Origin of the sequence: Providencia sp. PROV129, assembly GCF_028482245.1 — a bacterium.
In the GTDB taxonomy this organism is placed as follows: Bacteria; Pseudomonadota; Gammaproteobacteria; order Enterobacterales; family Enterobacteriaceae; genus Providencia; species Providencia vermicola.
In genome coordinates this window covers 1-15652 of sequence record NZ_JAMPQD010000015.1, presented here as the reverse complement: position 1 = coordinate 15652, position 15652 = coordinate 1, and the positions used below count along the sequence as shown (strand labels likewise).

Here is a 15652-nt window from a genome sequence, read left to right as displayed (position 1 = left end):
CGAGTAAAGCCGAGGATAATCATGCCATCTTTACTCACCCTTAGTATGAAGAAGCCTGATTATTTCTTGATGGTGTTTTGCACTAGATAAATGTGCTTTTAAGCATACGAATGCATTGTGCGTCGTCCGAGAGGTGAGTACACTGCACGACTAAGTTTATTTTGGAGTCATCTTAATGAGTGATATAGCGAATTGGCAGCCAACCGCCCCCATCGCTAACCTGTTACAGCGTGCAAAAATTATTGCTGAAATCAGACGTTTTTTTACTGATCGCTGTGTACTAGAGGTCGAAACCCCCGCAATGAGTCAGGCTACTGTGACTGACTTTCACCTAGTGCCATTTGAAACACGTTTTGTGGGCCCAGGCGCTGCGCAAGGCATCAATCTTTACTTGATGACCAGTCCTGAATACCATATGAAACGCTTACTTGCTGCTGGCAGTGGGCCGATATATCAGCTTGGCAAAAGCTTTCGTAATGAAGAAGCGGGTAGGCACCACAATCCAGAATTTACGATGCTGGAGTGGTATCGCCCACACTTTGATATGTATCGCTTAATTAATGAGGTGGATGACTTATTGCAACAAGTGCTGGAATGTGAAAGTGCAGAGCTTCTTTCCTACCAACAGGCTTTTTTACGCCATTTAGATATCGACCCGTTATCCGCAGAAAAAAGTGAACTGCGCGAAGTGGCGGCACGCCTTGATTTAAGCAATATAGCTGCTCATGAAGAAGATAAAGATACGCTTTTACAGCTGCTGTTTACGATGGGAGTTGAGCCACATATTGGTAAAGAAAAGCCCGCTGTTGTGTATCACTTCCCTGCAACTCAAGCCTCTTTAGCGGTGATTAGCACTGAAGACCATCGCGTCGCAGAACGTTTTGAAGTGTATTATAAAGGTATGGAGTTGGCTAATGGCTTCCATGAATTGACGGATGCGAGCGAACAGCGCCAACGTTTTGAACAAGATAACCGTAAGCGTGCAGCGATGGGGCTATCTGTTCAACCGATTGATGAACATTTATTAGCGGCATTAGAACATGGATTGCCTGATTGCTCGGGTGTTGCTGTCGGGGTTGATCGCTTGATTATGATTGCGTTAAATGCTGAAAGGATCAGTGATGTGATTGCTTTTCCTGTCACGATTGCATAACGCTTATCAAGCTTATAGCTCGTTATATAATGCAGCCAAATGGCTGCATTATTGTTTTTGGCACGGAAGCGATTATTTCTGCTTCTGTTGCTCTAAGAACTTAACCCCTAGATCAGGGAAGTCGGTAAAGGCACCATCAACATCGGCCTGGTTGTATATGATGTCATAAAGCTGTTGCCCATCTTTGGCATATTTAGGTAGTTTATCGACACGAATAGTGAATGGGTGAACCGCCATGTTGTTTTCGTGGGCTTCTTTTACCATACCATTCACTTTGATATTATTTGGAGTGGAATCTTCATTAATTAACATATGATAATCAGGGCCAATACCATCTGCATAAGTTGCAATTTCTTTCATCGCACCTGGTTTCATCATCCAATCGTAATTATAGTTTACCCATGTTCCATCTGGTTTCTTCTCTTGTGTTTCTTCCCAATCGGTATAGGCAATCAATTGAACTAATTTAAGGTTCATCCCCATTTCAGGCATTAATGTGTTTTTGATGCGTTTTAGATCATTGGGATCAAAAGATTGCAGATAAACATTCGAGTCTTTATCTGTGTAACCATACGCTTTTAACACCTCTAGGGTTTTCTTGGTAATATCTTTGCCTTCTTGCTGGTGGAACCAAGGCGCTTTAATTTCTGGATAAATACCAATATTTTTGCCCGTTGATTTGTTCAAGCCTTGAACAAACTCAATTTCTTCTTGGAAGGTGTGAACACGGAAATCAGATTTACCCATAGGGAAACGGTTCGGATAGCTTTGGACTTTCTTACCATCAACAATATCGAACCCTTCTGTAAACTTCAGGGATTTAATTTCTGGCAGCGTAAAGTCAATCGCATAATAACGGCCATCTTTTCGTGCGCGATCGGGGAATCGCTCAGCCACATCTGTTACGCGGTCAAGATAATGGTCATGTAGCACAACCAGCTCATTATCTTTCGTCATCACTAAATCTTGTTCTAGAAAATCTGCACCTTGTGCATAAGCCATCGCTTTAGCGGGTAAGGTGTGTTCAGGTAAGTAACCACTTGCACCACGATGGGCAATGACCACCTTGTTTGTCGCTTGCGCGGCTGCGGACACTGACATCACTAAAACCATACTTGCCACCAACGTTTTTAATGGAAAGCTCATGATTATATCTCCTTGGCACTTTTTGGATAAAAAAAAGGCTATATCATTATGATATAGCCCTCAGGTTTAGCGTTTATTCATAAACGAAATGTTTATTGAGAGTTCGCTAATTCGCGTTTGTGTTTGCTTTCGCTAATCATAACGATAAACAGCAGAACAACAGCAAGGGCTGAACCACCAATCATCACAGCGAAACCACCGTCCCAACCGAAGTAGTCAACGGTATAACCAACGATAGCACTTGCAGCTACTGAACCACCGAGGTAGCCGAATAGGCCCGTAAAGCCAGCCGCAGTACCTGCTGCTTTTTTCGGTGCAAGTTCAAGGGCGTGCAAGCCAATTAGCATGACAGGGCCATAGATTAAGAAACCGATGATTAACATACAGGCCATATCGATATTTGGGTTACCTGCTGGGTTCATCCAGAACACGATAGTCGCGATGGTGACAAGAACCATGAAGAATACACCTGTTGCGCCACGGTTACCGCGGAACACTTTATCCGACATCCAACCACATAATAGTGTGCCTGGGATACCAGCGTATTCATATAAGAAGTAAGCCCATGAAGATTTATCCATTGCGAAGTGTTTCACTTCACGCAGATAAGTTGGTGACCAGTCAAGAACACCATAACGTAATAAGTATACGAATACGTTAGCAATCGCAATCATCCATAACAGTTTGTTCGGGAAAACATACTTCATGAAGATTTCTTTTGCAGTCAACTCTTGTTCATCAGATGCTTTATAGTCTGTTGGATAGTCGTTTTTGTACTCTTCAATTGGAGGAAGACCACAAGATTGCGGGGTATCGCGCATTAACGCAAATGCAATGATTGCAACGAGGATAGCAGCCAATGCAGGCATATACAGTGCGGCTTTCCAGTCGTTAAACCATGCCATACCTAACATAAATAGTAATGGCGGGATACCACCACCGACGTTGTGTGCACAGTTCCAAACCGAAACGATACCACCACGTTCTTTTTGTGACCACCAGTGAACCATGGTACGTCCACAAGGAGGCCAACCCATACCTTGGAACCAACCACAAAGGAACAGTAATACGAACATTACCATTATGCTCGATGTCGCCCATGGCACGAAGCCCATGATCAACATCACTGCGGAGGCTAGTATCAAACCAGCAGGTAGGAAGTAACGAGGGTTCGCGCGGTCAGAGAATGACCCCATGATAAATTTAGAAAAACCGTAAGCAATTGAAATTCCTGATAAGGCGAAACCTAAGTCACCTTTAGAAAACCCTTGCTCAACAAGGTATGGCATTGCTAAGGCAAAGTTCTTTCGGACGAGATAATACGCTGCGTAACCAAAGAAAATACCCATGAAGATCTGCCAACGAAGCTTACGATAGACGGGGTCTATCTTATCAGCTGGCAGCCTCTCTATATGAGGTGCTGGTTTAAAAATGCTTAACATATACGCCTCCGATGGCATGCTAATATTTATTTACACTTGATCGCTTCTCGGTGCTGAGAAAGATTGAGTGTTTATTATTGGTGAAGTAACAAAAACGAAAACAATCGAGTAATTTAAGAGCTTTTATTTTCTTAATTGCTCTAAATTGTAGTCATTAAAAAACAATTTATCTGTAATCCAACGCACAATTATTGATTTTGTTTATGAAGTTGCATAGTAAATGACATTTGTGAATGGAATGGAACTAGAAATGTTAATTATTTTGTGATTTTCATCACGATTCTGTTCTTTTTAACCCTAAAAATGTACAGATCGCTTTCGTTTTTGTTCCTTATCAAACATTGAGCACGTTTCTGGTCTATATTTAATAATAGATTATAAAAATAGAATCTATACTTATCGATTATAGAAATTATTTATTAATGTGAGGAATGTGACATGAATGGCTCATCTGTGACTGAAACGGATGTCATCATTATCGGTGGTGGCGCAACAGGTGCAGGAGTCGCTCGTGACTGTGCTCGCCGAGGTTTAAGAACCGTTTTACTCGAAAGGCATGACATTGCGACTGGTGCAACAGGGCGTAACCATGGATTACTTCATAGTGGTGCACGTTATGCAGTTACCGACGGTGAATCTGCCAGAGAATGTATTGAAGAGAACAAAATCTTAAAGCGAATTGCTCATCATTGTATTGAGCGAACGGATGGTTTGTTTATTACATTGCCTGAAGATAGCCTCGATTATCAGCAGAAATTTATCACGGCTTGCCAAAGTGCAGGTATTGACGCTAATGCCATTGACCCTGCAGAAGCTATCCGTCTTGAGCCATCAGTTAACCCCGCATTAATTGGTGCGGTTCGCGTGCCCGATGGCACCGTAGACCCATTCCGCTTAACGGCTGCAAATATGTTAGATGCCAGAGAACATGGTGCAAAAGTACTGACTTACCATGAGGTTATTGGCCTTATTCGCGATAGTGATACTGTTCGCGGTGTGACAGTTTACGACCATCAGGCAAAAAAACAGTATGACATTTACGCAGAAATTGTCGTTAACGCAGGCGGGATCTGGGGACAAAAAATTGCCGAATACGGTGAGTTAAAAATTAAAATGTTCCCTGCAAAAGGGGCATTGCTCATTTTAGGTCATCGGCTAAATAACATGGTGATCAACCGCTGCCGTAAGCCTGCGGATGCGGACATTTTAGTGCCTGGCGATACAATTTCGCTGATTGGAACGACTTCCACACACATTGAATATGACCAAATCGACAATATGTATGTCACCCCAGAAGAGGTTGATATTCTTATTCGTGAAGGTTCGATGTTATCACCCGCATTGGCGACAACGCGCATTTTACGCGCCTATGCAGGCGTTCGTCCCTTAGTAGCTAGCGATGATGACCCTTCAGGGCGAAATGTGAGCCGTGGAATAGTGCTTTTAGACCATGCGAAACGCGATGGGATGGAAGGCTTTATCACCATTACAGGCGGTAAATTAATGACTTATCGACTGATGGCAGAATGGGCAACGGATAAAGTCTGTGAAAAACTCGGTCATTCAGCAAAATGTACAACGGCTGAAGCTGCACTGCCAGGTTCTCAACACAGCGCGGAAGAAGCCTTGCGCAACGTGGTTTCTATACCTGCACCAATTCGTGGTTCTGCAGTTTACCGTCACGGTGACCGTGCTTCCGCTATTTTAAGTACCGATCGTTTAGATAAAAGTTTAGTGTGCGAATGTGAAGCTGTAACGGCAGGAGAAGTACGTTATGCCGTCAATTCGCTCACTGTAAACAATTTATTGGATTTACGTCGCCGTACCCGCGTTGGGATGGGAACTTGCCAAGGAGAGTTGTGTGCTTGTCGAGCGGCAGGTTTACTCAATCGGTTTAATGTCACGACACCGCATGAAACTGAGCAGCAACTTGGTCATTTTCTCAATGAGCGTTGGAAGGGCGTTCGCCCCATCGCTTGGGGGGATGCATTGCGCGAAAGCGAGTTTACCAGTTGGGTTTATCATGGGTTATGTGGGATGAATGAAGCCACATTAGGCAAAGCATCTCAGAAGGAGGCGGATAATGAAATATGATGTGGTTGTGATGGGAGGTGGCCTCGCGGGGCTGCTTTGCGGTATTCGCCTAACCCAGTCTGGTCTATCTTGTGCGATGGTGAGTGCTGGGCAAAATGCGCTGCATTTTTCATCGGGTTCATTGGATTTATTAACGCATTTACCTGATGGCCAAATTGCAGAAAAACCACTGACAATGCTTAGTGAGTTAAAATCGCAAGCACCTTTTCACCCCTATAGTTTGATGGGGGAAAATCAAGTGACTGAGCTGGCTAGAATGGCAGAATCCATCTTGCAGCAAACGGGAATTCGCTTAAAAGGTTCTTGCGAAGAAAATCATTATCGCATCACGCCGTTAGGCCATAAACGCATGACGTGGCTGAGCCCTGAGTCAGTCCCTACCATTGGCTTACATCAAAAAATGGATGTCAGCAAAATTGCCGTTGTCGGTATTGAAGGGTTCTTGGATTTTCAGCCACAAATGGTAGCCGATGAGTTACAACGAGAAGGAATACAGGCAAGTGCTCATTATGTGCATTTGCCTCTACTTGACCGACTGCGCGAAAACCCAAGTGAGTTTAGAGCGATTAATGTCGCTCGTTGGCTCGACAGACCCGAAAACATGGACCAAATCGTTGGGGAGATTTCGCCATTAATTGCTGATGCCGAAGCTGTTTTTATGCCTGCTTGTATAGGGCTGGACAGCGAACAGCCAATGTTGGAATTACAGAAACGATTAGGTAAGCAACTGTATTTATTACCCACTTTACCACCTTCATTATTAGGTATTCGCCTGCATGAGATGCTATTACGTCAATTTCGTCGCCAAGGTGGGATTGTCATGCCAGGGGACAAAGTGACATCGGTAAATCATTCAGAAGGCCGTATTGAATCTGTGCAGACTCGTAATCACGGGGATATTTCGCTCAAGGCTAAACATTTTGTGTTGGCAACGGGGAGCTTCTTTAATAATGGTTTAGTCGCTGAGTTTGACCGTGTGTATGAACCGCTGATGAATTTAGATTTGTGTGAAATTTCAGAACGTGCGAAATGGACCAATCAAGAGTTTTTTGCTTCCCAACCTTATATGGCCTTTGGTGTGAAAACAGATGAAAATCTGCGGGCTCAAAAAGCGGGAAAAGCGATTGAAAACCTGTATGTTGCAGGAGCGGTACTTGGTGGCTTTGACCCATTAACCCAAGGCTGCGGTGCGGGGGTTTCAATGATTAGCGCATTATTTGCCGCGAATGAAATCATTAATGAAGTGAGTAAAAACAAAGCGATGCAGGTGGAGGTGGCACAATGAGTATTCAAGATGCAAGCTTTGAAAGCTGTATTAAATGCACGGTGTGCACGACATATTGCCCCGTCGCGAAAGTGAATCCATTGTATCCGGGCCCAAAACAAGCGGGGCCAGACGGTGAGCGTTTACGCTTAAAAGACCCGATGCTCTATGATGAAGCTCTTAAATATTGTACTAACTGTAAACGTTGTGAAGTTGCTTGCCCATCGGATGTAAAAATTGGCGATATTATTGCCCGTGCAAGAAATACCTATAGCCAGCAAAAACCGAAAATCCGCGATGCAATCCTCAGCCATACGGATTTAATGGGCTCACTTTCTACGCCATTTGCTCCCGTGGTAAATACTATTACAGGGTTAAAACCTGTTCGCCAAATTTTGGATAAGGCGTTAAAAATAGACCATCGCCGTGAATTGCCTAAATATTCATTTGGGACATTCCGTCGTTGGTATTCTAAGCAAGCGGCAGAACAAGCTAAATTTGAAGAGCAGGTTGCGTTTTTCCATGGTTGCTATGTCAATTATAATCACCCGCAGTTAGGGAAAGACTTAATTAAAGTCTTTAATGGGATGAATATTGGTGTGCAACTGCTTAAACGTGAAAAATGCTGTGGTGTTGCATTGATTGCTAACGGTTTTATGAAACAAGCGAAACGCCAAGCTAACGTTAACTTAGAATCACTCCAAGAAACGATCTTAGAAAAACATATACCTGTGGTCGCAACATCGTCGACGTGTACATTTACAATCCGTGATGAATATACCCATGTATTGGATGTAGATACCTCAGAAATGCGTGACAATATCGAGCTGGCAACGCGTTATATTTACCGTCTTTTAGAGCAGGGGCGAGAGCTTAAGTTGAAACACACACCATTAAAAGTCGCCTACCATACTCCATGCCACATGGAAAAAATGGGTTGGACATCTTATACGCTAGAGTTAATAAAACGCGTGCCTGGTGTTGAGTTAATAGTACTTGATTCCCAGTGCTGTGGTATTGCAGGGACTTACGGGTTTAAGAAAGAGAATTATGAAGTTTCACAAGGCATTGGTGCAGGGCTATTCCGCCAGATAGAGGAAAGTGGGGCTGATATGGTCATCACAGACTGTGAAACCTGTAAATGGCAAATTGAGATGTCCACAAGTAAGAAATGTGAGCACCCAATTTCACTCTTAGCAAAAGCATTATAGTTAACTGAATTGTAGGGTTGTTATTCTTTGTTTTAGCTGAGTTTAACCCAGTTGGAGATAGCATTTCGCTATCTCCTTTTTTATGCTTAATGTTGACGAATTAATTGTTTTTTTTCTGAATTTGCAAAGAAGTATTTCAAGATGAAATTCAGTAAAACGCCATAAGCAGGTAAGAAAAAGAGCATACAAATAAGTAACTTAAAGACGTAATCGACTAACGCGATTTCCACCCAGTTTGCCGCCATAAATGGGTCACTACTGCGGAAAAAGGCGATAAAGAAGAAAGCGATGGTATCAATTAAATTACCAAAAAACATGGCGCAAGCAGGTGCAACATACCAGCGTGCATTTTGACGTAATTTATTGAAAACGCTGACATCTAATATTTGACCCAGTACATATGCCATAAAACTTGCGGCAGCAATACGCGCAACGAATATATTAAACTCAGAGAGCGCAGTAAAACCTTGCCATTCACCTTGAAAAAATAGCGCAGAAATAACATAGGAAATCAGCAGTGCAGGCAACATGACTGCCGTAATAATTCGCCGAGCAAGCGGTGCACCATAGATACGGACGGTTAAGTCAGTGGCCAAAAAGATAAAGGGAAAGGTAAACGCGCCCCAAGTGGTATGGAAGCCGAAAATATTAATCGGCAACTGCACAAGGTAGTTACTGGATGTAATAATTAAAATATGAAATAAAGATAGCCAAATTAACGCAGTGGCTTTTTGCTGCGGAGTAAAATCAAACATATTGTACCTTTTTAGTCGCAATGGGGTGAGGGAACCCATGATATTCATCCCTAAATCGGGAGTAGCGCATCATACGCCTGTTGCGCAACAAAAGCAAAACTGTTCATTCATCAACGCGCATTTTATTATATAATCAATCCATTGATTCTTTTAAGAAGTCGTTTATATGTCTGATTTATTTAATAATGCAACCAAAACCCTTGATACACTAGGCTTACGCTGCCCAGAGCCCGTGATGTTAGTGCGTAAAACGGTTCGGAATATGGCCGAAGGCGAGACATTACTGGTTATTGCCGATGACCCTGCAACGACCCGTGATATTCCCGGTTTTTGCCGTTTTATGGAGCATGACTTGCTGGCGGTTGAAGCTGAAAGCGCCCCTTACCGTTATTTGTTACGTAAAAAAGCCAGCGGATTATAGGTTATAGTGCTGGTTGAGCGCTTGAGCCAACAAGGGAACAACCCGTTGAAATTCATCGCGTAAGTCCTTGTGTTTCATCGCAAGCTCCATGACGGCAACTTTGCGATGATTGACGAGTTCATCGTCAATAACCGTGATATCAACAATGGGAAATGTTTTGCTATATAAATCTGATGCAACATCTGGCCAATGAAAGTAATGTGTCCAAGGTTGAGCATATGGATAAGGGCTCACTTTTCCGTGGTAAAATAATACAGGTACAACTAACGGTAAGTCTTTATTGCCTTGTTGTAGATGTTGATTCATGACTAAAAAGCGTAATACATCAACCGCCATCCCATTAGCTTATCTGGCGATGATTGGTGCTCAACTAACATATAAATATACCCATCACCTTGCTGTGTTTCGACGGTATACAAGACATCTGAGAAACGCGAATACAGCTGTTTATCAATAAAAAATGTGTTGGTTATCGCTAATGTGTCGAAATGGCATAATTGCTTAATATGGGTGGGAAGGTGGATATCAAAAAAGTCACGCGCATTATCTACTTTAGACATAAACCCTTTAAAGGCGGCGTCATGGGGTGTTGAATCACGCTGTTTTACCATATTGATTTCCCACTTAACAGATAGCTTGCTTACGTGGGTAATTTTACGCAACTTTCGGACTCACGGATAAAAAATTTGTCCTAAAATTACGGATGAGATGGTAATTAACTAATTGTAATAATTGATTATATTAAGTTGTGATTCGAAAAAAAAAGCGCCACATTGGGCGCTTTGCTTAGTTGATGAAACACTACTTTTTCACTTGAGGTAATTTTACTCGAAGTAACCGTACAGCATTCGCGGTTACAAGTGCGGTTGCACCAGAGTCCGCAAGCACTGCTACCCAAAGTCCAGTGATCCCGAGTAAACTTGTGACTAAAAATACGCCTTTTAGCCCAAGCGCTATCGTGATGTTTTCACGGATAATTTTCCGCGTTGCACGGGATAGCGCAATAATTTCTGGTAAGCCCGTTAAACGGTTATGAGTTAAAGCGGCATCCGCGGTTTCTAACGCAACGTCAGTACCACTACCCATTGCCACACCAATGCTCGACGCTTTCATTGCAGGGGCATCGTTAATGCCATCACCGACCATCATGGTGCTATGGTTACGGTTCAGCTCCATAACTGCGGTGACTTTATCTTCTGGTAGTAAACCCGCACGGAACTCCATACCTAATTGGCCTGCAATTGCTCCCGCAGCACGCGGGTTATCCCCCGTTAACATGACGGCATTGACATTGAGCGCTTTGAGCATGCTCATCGCATCAGTGGCATCTGTGCGTAATGTGTCTTGTAGCGCAGTTAAACCAATAACTCGGTTATCTTCCAATGTGACAACGACCGTTTTACCTTCAGCTTCCAATGCTTCAACTTTGCTTTGCCATTCATTTTCTAATGGCGTCTCTAAGCGATTCGGTGCACTGACTAGTATGTGCTTATTATTCAGGAACCCTTCGACACCTTTTCCTGCAAGCGCTTTACGGTCTTGTGCTTCAGTTACAGCTAAAGAGAGCTCTTCTGCTTTATTTACCACTGCTTTTGCCAATGGGTGGTGTGAGCCAACTTCAACAGATGCTGTGATTTGGACTAATTCACTTTCGGTCATTCCATCAACAGGAACCAAGTTAGTGACGTGGGGTTTACCTTCCGTCAGCGTACCTGTTTTATCTAATGCGATAGTGGTGATGGTACCGAGTTGTTCAAGTGCTGCGCCACCCTTAATCAATGCACCGCGACGTGTTGCTGTTGCAAGGGCTGAGGTTATTGCCGCAGGCGTTGATATCACAAGCGCACATGGACAACCAATTAAGAGTAATGTTAAACCGCGGTAGATCCATGTTTCCCAAGGTGCAGAAAAGAAAATTGGTGGGATAATAATCACTAACGCTGAAATTAACATGATAATCGGCGTATAAATACGGCTGAAGCGGTCGATAAAGCGCTCAATAGGTGCACGGCGTTCTTCTGCTTCTTCAATCAGCTGCAAAATACGGTCAATCGCGTTCTGGCCTTGCTCTGAAACCACTTTCATTTGCACTGCACGGTCAACGGATAAGCAACCTGCTGCGACTTTTTCACCTGCGTTGCGTTCAACAGGAACGGATTCCCCTGTTAGTGCACTTTCATCAAAGCTCGCAAAACCTGAAACTAACACGGCATCCGTTGGTAAACGCCCGCCTGGTGCGACTTCAATAATGTCCCCAGGGCGCAGTTGTGCAACAGGAACTGTGGTTTTTTGCCCATCTTTAATGAGAATTGCATCTTCTGGAACCAGAGCCATTAATGCGCTGACCCCGCGACGAGCTCGACCTGCCGAATAGGACTCGAGCATTTCTCCTAGCATAAACAGTAAGATAACCATAGCGGCTTCTTCTGTAGCTTGAATAAAAATTGCCCCTACAGCGGCAACGGTCATCAATGTTTCGATAGCAAAAGGGGTGCCCGTTCGAATTAAACGTAATGACTTACTCGCGATAGGGTATAACCCATATAAGGTGGTTAAAATAAAGGCGATGTTCCCGATTTTCGGGCTAAATGCTTCAATTCCCCAGCTGATTGCCATCAATATTGCTAAGATAATGACTGGCTTAGCTTCGCTCAGTAAGCTTTGTGGTGGTGCAATAGCCGCCGCGTTATTACTACCGACTTCGAGTAATTCATAGCCAGCAGCTTCTACGGTAGAACGAACCGCTGCACTGATGTTAGTATTTGCATCAACCACTAATTTTTCAGTAGCAAACAAGACCTTGGCTTGTTTGACGTCGCCGATTTGGCCAACAGCATTTTCAATTTTATTGGCGCAGCTTGGGCAATCCATCCCACGGATAATCCAGCTAAAACGCTGCCCAGCGGCTTGCAAAGGTTCAACTTCATCAGTGGTGTTTGCTGTTACTCCACAACTACCACTATGTTGGTGCTCGTGAGCCCCATGGGAATGCTCTCCATGGTTGTGATCTGAGTGACATCCACCACTGTGTCGGTGGGATTCCTCATCGTCATCAGGGTGTTTTTTGACGTCGCTATGCTCATGAACATGTGAGTCATTACTCGCCAGTGTACTTTTTTGTGGCACAGTGGATGAACATGCACTTGTGCTTGAACAGCAAGAGCTTGTATGTGTATGATTTTCTTTATGAGAGTGTGAGTGCATAAGCGCCCCCTTATCCAACTATAATGAGTTCCATCACTGATTGTTGATAAGTCTACACTCTGGAGTCTACTCCAGAGTCAAACGAAAAGAGGGAAGCCAACTGATAAAATTCTCAAATAGCATTTTTTATCAATTGGCACTTATTGCAGGAGGCGTTATAAATAAATTGCGCGGACAATAAAGAATTGTCCAAGGAAATATAATGCAGCAACAACCGCTTTTGAGGCTTTGAATGGTAAGCGAAAATGGGCAATTAACCACACGCAGTTAGATAAGAAAAGCAGCGATGCCCCCACCATTATGGAGAAGTTATATTCACGCCCAAGGCCAAAATATTGATCGCCAGCGACCCAAGCCATAATCATACACATGATTAAAGAAGCAAAAACAATGGCTTGTAGGTTTTCTAACTTGCCCCAAATAAGAACAAGTGTGATAGCAGCAATAATGAGAGGCGCGGCTAACCAAGGCAAAAATAAACCAAAGTTTAATTGCATACCAAAGCTAATCGTGTAAATCAGGTAGCTAAGGAACATGAGGGTGACAGAAGTTAGTAAGTGCTCACTTGAAAACATTCGTGAGAGATCTGCAATCAGTGAAACCAACAACCCACCAAGAATAAGGTAATTTTGTAGATTTAAATCATCGGAACTCCAGCCCCAAAAAAGTAACAATAACAGCGTGATAGGGCGGAATAACCAACGTTGCCATCCTGGACCGCGATAGGCCGCATCGACATATAACCAGCCAGAAAAAAGCACTGCAAGAAATGGCCAACTAATCATACACATATCCTTATAAGTTCAATAAATGAAACGACAAAGGGTCGCTCACTGAGATAACGTGTTCTGTTTCTACAAATAAGATAAACTATAGTTAGGAACTTTTTAAGCGAAATGCACAAATTATGAATAAACCAATATTATTGATTATCGTTATTGCAATCATTGCCGTGCTTGCGACTAAACGTTTTTTTGACCAACGCAAGCAAAATGAAATCAACGATAATTCCTTACCTGTTAGTTACTTAGTAAAAGTAGATAACAAAAAAGATTATCCTTATCCCAATATGCGTTCCCGAGAACGTGATGTGGTTTCCCCTGAAACTTTTCGCTACGAGATTTATTTTAAAACGTTATCCAGTGGCGAAGTGATTAAATCTATTGTAACAGAAGAACAATATCGCGGTGTTGAGTTAGGTCGAGAAGGTAAACTCACTCTACAAGGAACGCGTTTTATCCGTTTTGAGCCAAATTAACTTATTGCCCTGATTGTTTTTTTTTCGCTTCGTCTAAGGCAGCCTTGGTTTTTTTCTGCATCGCTAACATTTCGAATACCCCAAAGAAAAAGATGCGAGTTTGCACTAAACCTGAAATTTTTTCGCCTTTAGGTAATGTGGCTTTTAGGAAAATGGTTTGCAATGCATGCATGAAAATCATAAAGACCATTGCGATATCCATAAAATATTTCAATGGCTTAGGGAATGGGTGGATCAAGTTGAATACCATAAAACCCCAAACGCAAATCATAAGCAGGCGACCAACGTTAATTAACATACTTTTTTCCTAAAGTGAGGTTCGAATAAATAAGCGATAGGCAACTTGGCCCGCAATTTTTTCACGATGAAGCTGCCAGTTTGCTGGAAGGTCAGTAAGTGGTGACTCCGCTTCTGACTCTACGTATATCCAGCTTTCGTCTGCTAACCATTGGTTTTTTTCGAGTAATTGAATTGTTTCAGTGAGCAAGCCTTTACGAAATGGAGGGTCAATAAATACCACGTCAAAAGGGCTTCCCTGTTGGCTTAATACGGTCAGGCTACTGTTATTAATAACGGTTGCATCCTCTGCCTGTAAACGCGCTTTATTTTCAGTGAGCAATTGTGAGTTTTGTTTATCCAGCTCAATAAATGTGACGTTTTGCGCAAAACGTGAAAGCGCCTCAAAACCGAGTGAGCCACTTCCTGCAAAGCAATCAAGGCAGCGCGCATCACGAATAACTGGCATTAACCAATTAAATAATGTTTCTTTGATGCGGTCTGTAGTTGGACGTAAGCCCTCACTATCACGGACTGGTAACTTTCTACCACGCCACTTCCCACCAATAATACGAATTTGCCCTAAAGGGGCTGATTGTGGTTTTCTTGCCATAATATGTATTGCTACTTAGCTAATTGTGTACTTAAAAATGATTGTTACCATTGTATACCTGTCAGGCGATAAGTTGCAGTGTTGTTATCCCCAATTGGCTGAATTTCGATTATAGCGTGTCGTTTTCACAGTTTTAACATAAAAATTCCGATTAAATTGTCAGGATTTTTCTTTCAGATATGTGTTGCGAGGCGATGAAATGATAGACTGCATGTAATTTGATTGCGATTTGATTATCGAGCGCCATATTTTTACCGCGAGGAGTGTAGTGGCAGATGGCTAAAGACAAGAAAAAAGGCTTTTTTTCATGGCTAGGTTTTGGTCGTAAAGATGAAGAAGAGACTCAAAAACAACAAGCTCAGCAGGAAGAAGCTGCAAATGAGGTTGAAAATCAACACCCTGTAGAAGATGCCGCTGCCTCAGAAGCAGAACGTCAATACCAAGCGGAGCAAGCTGCGATTAAAGCAGCAGAGGATGAAGCTGAGCGCCAGTATGAAGCGCAACAAGCCGCAATAGAAGCCGCAACAGAACAAGCAGAACTTGAACGTAAGGCTCAGCTAGAGGCGATCCAAGCTGCGCAAGAGCAAGCAGAACGTGAGCGTTTTGCAGCAGAAGAAGCGCGTTTAGCTGAAGAAAAGGCAGAGCGTGATCGCCAAGAAGAAGCGGCTCAACGCCTTGCTGAAGAAGAGTTAGAGCGTCAGCGTGAAGCTGAATTGGCTGCGGTCAAGGCCGCAGAAGACGCAGCAGAGCAGCAACGTCAAGCCGATTTGGCCGCGATTAAAGCAGCAGAGGACAAAGCTGAACGTGAACTGCAA

13 protein-coding genes and 2 pseudogenes are annotated in these 15652 nt (G+C 43.2%); 7 read left to right on the top strand and 8 right to left on the bottom strand.

Going from position 1 to position 15652, the window contains the following annotated elements:
- The first annotated feature begins 175 nt into the window (after positions 1–175).
- Positions 176–1153 carry an elongation factor P--(R)-beta-lysine ligase gene (epmA, locus tag PSF27_RS10860; RefSeq protein ID WP_206083484.1) on the top strand — a complete coding sequence of 326 codons (978 nt, stop codon included), beginning with the start codon at positions 176–178 and terminating at the stop codon, positions 1151–1153.
- 72 nt (positions 1154–1225) lie between these two features.
- Here the strand turns inward: epmA and glpQ are convergent, their stop codons facing one another.
- A complete protein-coding gene (gene glpQ / locus PSF27_RS10855) occupies positions 1226–2299 on the bottom strand; it encodes a glycerophosphodiester phosphodiesterase (RefSeq protein ID WP_206083485.1) in 1074 nt (357 codons plus the stop codon).
- Positions 2300–2391: 92 nt separating this feature from the next.
- Positions 2392–3741 carry a glycerol-3-phosphate transporter gene (gene glpT, locus PSF27_RS10850; RefSeq protein ID WP_206083486.1) on the bottom strand — a complete coding sequence of 450 codons (1350 nt, stop codon included), beginning with the start codon at positions 3739–3741 and terminating at the stop codon, positions 2392–2394.
- 438 nt (positions 3742–4179) lie between these two features.
- Between glpT and glpA the strand changes: the two genes are divergently transcribed.
- The 3 genes from glpA to glpC are packed head-to-tail and all read left to right on the top strand — an operon-like array spanning position 4180 to position 8310.
- Entirely contained in the window at positions 4180–5835 is a 1656-nt protein-coding gene (glpA, locus tag PSF27_RS10845; RefSeq protein WP_272681442.1) for an anaerobic glycerol-3-phosphate dehydrogenase subunit A, read from the top strand.
- The gene (gene glpB / locus PSF27_RS10840) at positions 5825–7120 is read left to right on the top strand and encodes a glycerol-3-phosphate dehydrogenase subunit GlpB (RefSeq protein ID WP_206083488.1); all 1296 of its coding nucleotides are present in this window, start codon (positions 5825–5827) and stop codon (positions 7118–7120) included. Before glpA ends, glpB begins: the two co-directional genes overlap by 11 nt.
- Positions 7117–8310 (top strand): anaerobic glycerol-3-phosphate dehydrogenase subunit GlpC, encoded by a 1194-nt coding sequence (gene glpC / locus PSF27_RS10835; RefSeq protein ID WP_206083489.1) that lies wholly within the window; start codon positions 7117–7119, stop codon positions 8308–8310. Before glpB ends, glpC begins: the two co-directional genes overlap by 4 nt.
- Positions 8311–8396: 86 nt before the next feature.
- Here glpC and PSF27_RS10830 read toward each other — a convergent pair whose 3' ends face one another.
- On the bottom strand, positions 8397–9065 hold the full coding sequence (locus tag PSF27_RS10830; RefSeq protein ID WP_206083490.1) for a 7-cyano-7-deazaguanine/7-aminomethyl-7-deazaguanine transporter: 669 nt from the start codon (positions 9063–9065) through the stop codon (positions 8397–8399).
- 166 nt (positions 9066–9231) lie between these two features.
- Here PSF27_RS10830 and tusA point away from each other — a divergent pair, with 166 nt between their 5' ends.
- The gene (gene tusA / locus PSF27_RS10825; protein WP_206083491.1) at positions 9232–9486 is read left to right on the top strand and encodes a sulfurtransferase TusA; all 255 of its coding nucleotides are present in this window, start codon (positions 9232–9234) and stop codon (positions 9484–9486) included.
- Here tusA and PSF27_RS10820 read toward each other — a convergent pair.
- From PSF27_RS10820 to PSF27_RS10810, 3 genes and pseudogenes are all read right to left on the bottom strand, one after another.
- A pseudogene (locus PSF27_RS10820) lies at positions 9487–10097 on the bottom strand (Rpn family recombination-promoting nuclease/putative transposase); the annotation flags it as partial. It abuts the gene before it with no gap.
- Positions 10098–10287: 190 nt separating this feature from the next.
- Positions 10288–12690: a zinc/cadmium/mercury/lead-transporting ATPase gene (locus PSF27_RS10815; protein WP_206083492.1), complete on the bottom strand. Its 2403-nt coding sequence runs from the start codon at positions 12688–12690 to the stop codon at positions 10288–10290.
- Positions 12691–12845: 155 nt separating this feature from the next.
- Complete coding sequence (locus PSF27_RS10810; protein ID WP_206083493.1) at positions 12846–13475, bottom strand: lysoplasmalogenase; 630 nt, start codon at positions 13473–13475, stop codon at positions 12846–12848.
- Between the two features lie 122 nt (positions 13476–13597).
- Here PSF27_RS10810 and PSF27_RS10805 point away from each other — a divergent pair, with 122 nt between their 5' ends.
- Positions 13598–13948, top strand: a complete 351-nt coding sequence (locus PSF27_RS10805) for a DUF2500 family protein (protein WP_206083494.1) — start codon at positions 13598–13600, stop codon at positions 13946–13948.
- A gap of 1 nt (position 13949) precedes the next feature.
- Here the strand turns inward: PSF27_RS10805 and PSF27_RS10800 are convergent, their stop codons facing one another.
- Together PSF27_RS10800 and rsmD are read right to left on the bottom strand one after the other, a co-directional pair.
- Positions 13950–14246 carry a DUF1145 family protein gene (locus PSF27_RS10800; RefSeq protein WP_206083495.1) on the bottom strand — a complete coding sequence of 99 codons (297 nt, stop codon included), beginning with the start codon at positions 14244–14246 and terminating at the stop codon, positions 13950–13952.
- 9 nt (positions 14247–14255) lie between these two features.
- Positions 14256–14837, bottom strand: a complete 582-nt coding sequence (gene rsmD / locus PSF27_RS10795) for a 16S rRNA (guanine(966)-N(2))-methyltransferase (protein WP_272574005.1) — start codon at positions 14835–14837, stop codon at positions 14256–14258.
- Between the two features lie 275 nt (positions 14838–15112).
- On the opposite strand from rsmD, the pseudogene PSF27_RS10790 reads away from it, so the two are divergent.
- A pseudogene (locus tag PSF27_RS10790) lies at positions 15113–15652 on the top strand (signal recognition particle-docking protein FtsY); the annotation flags it as partial.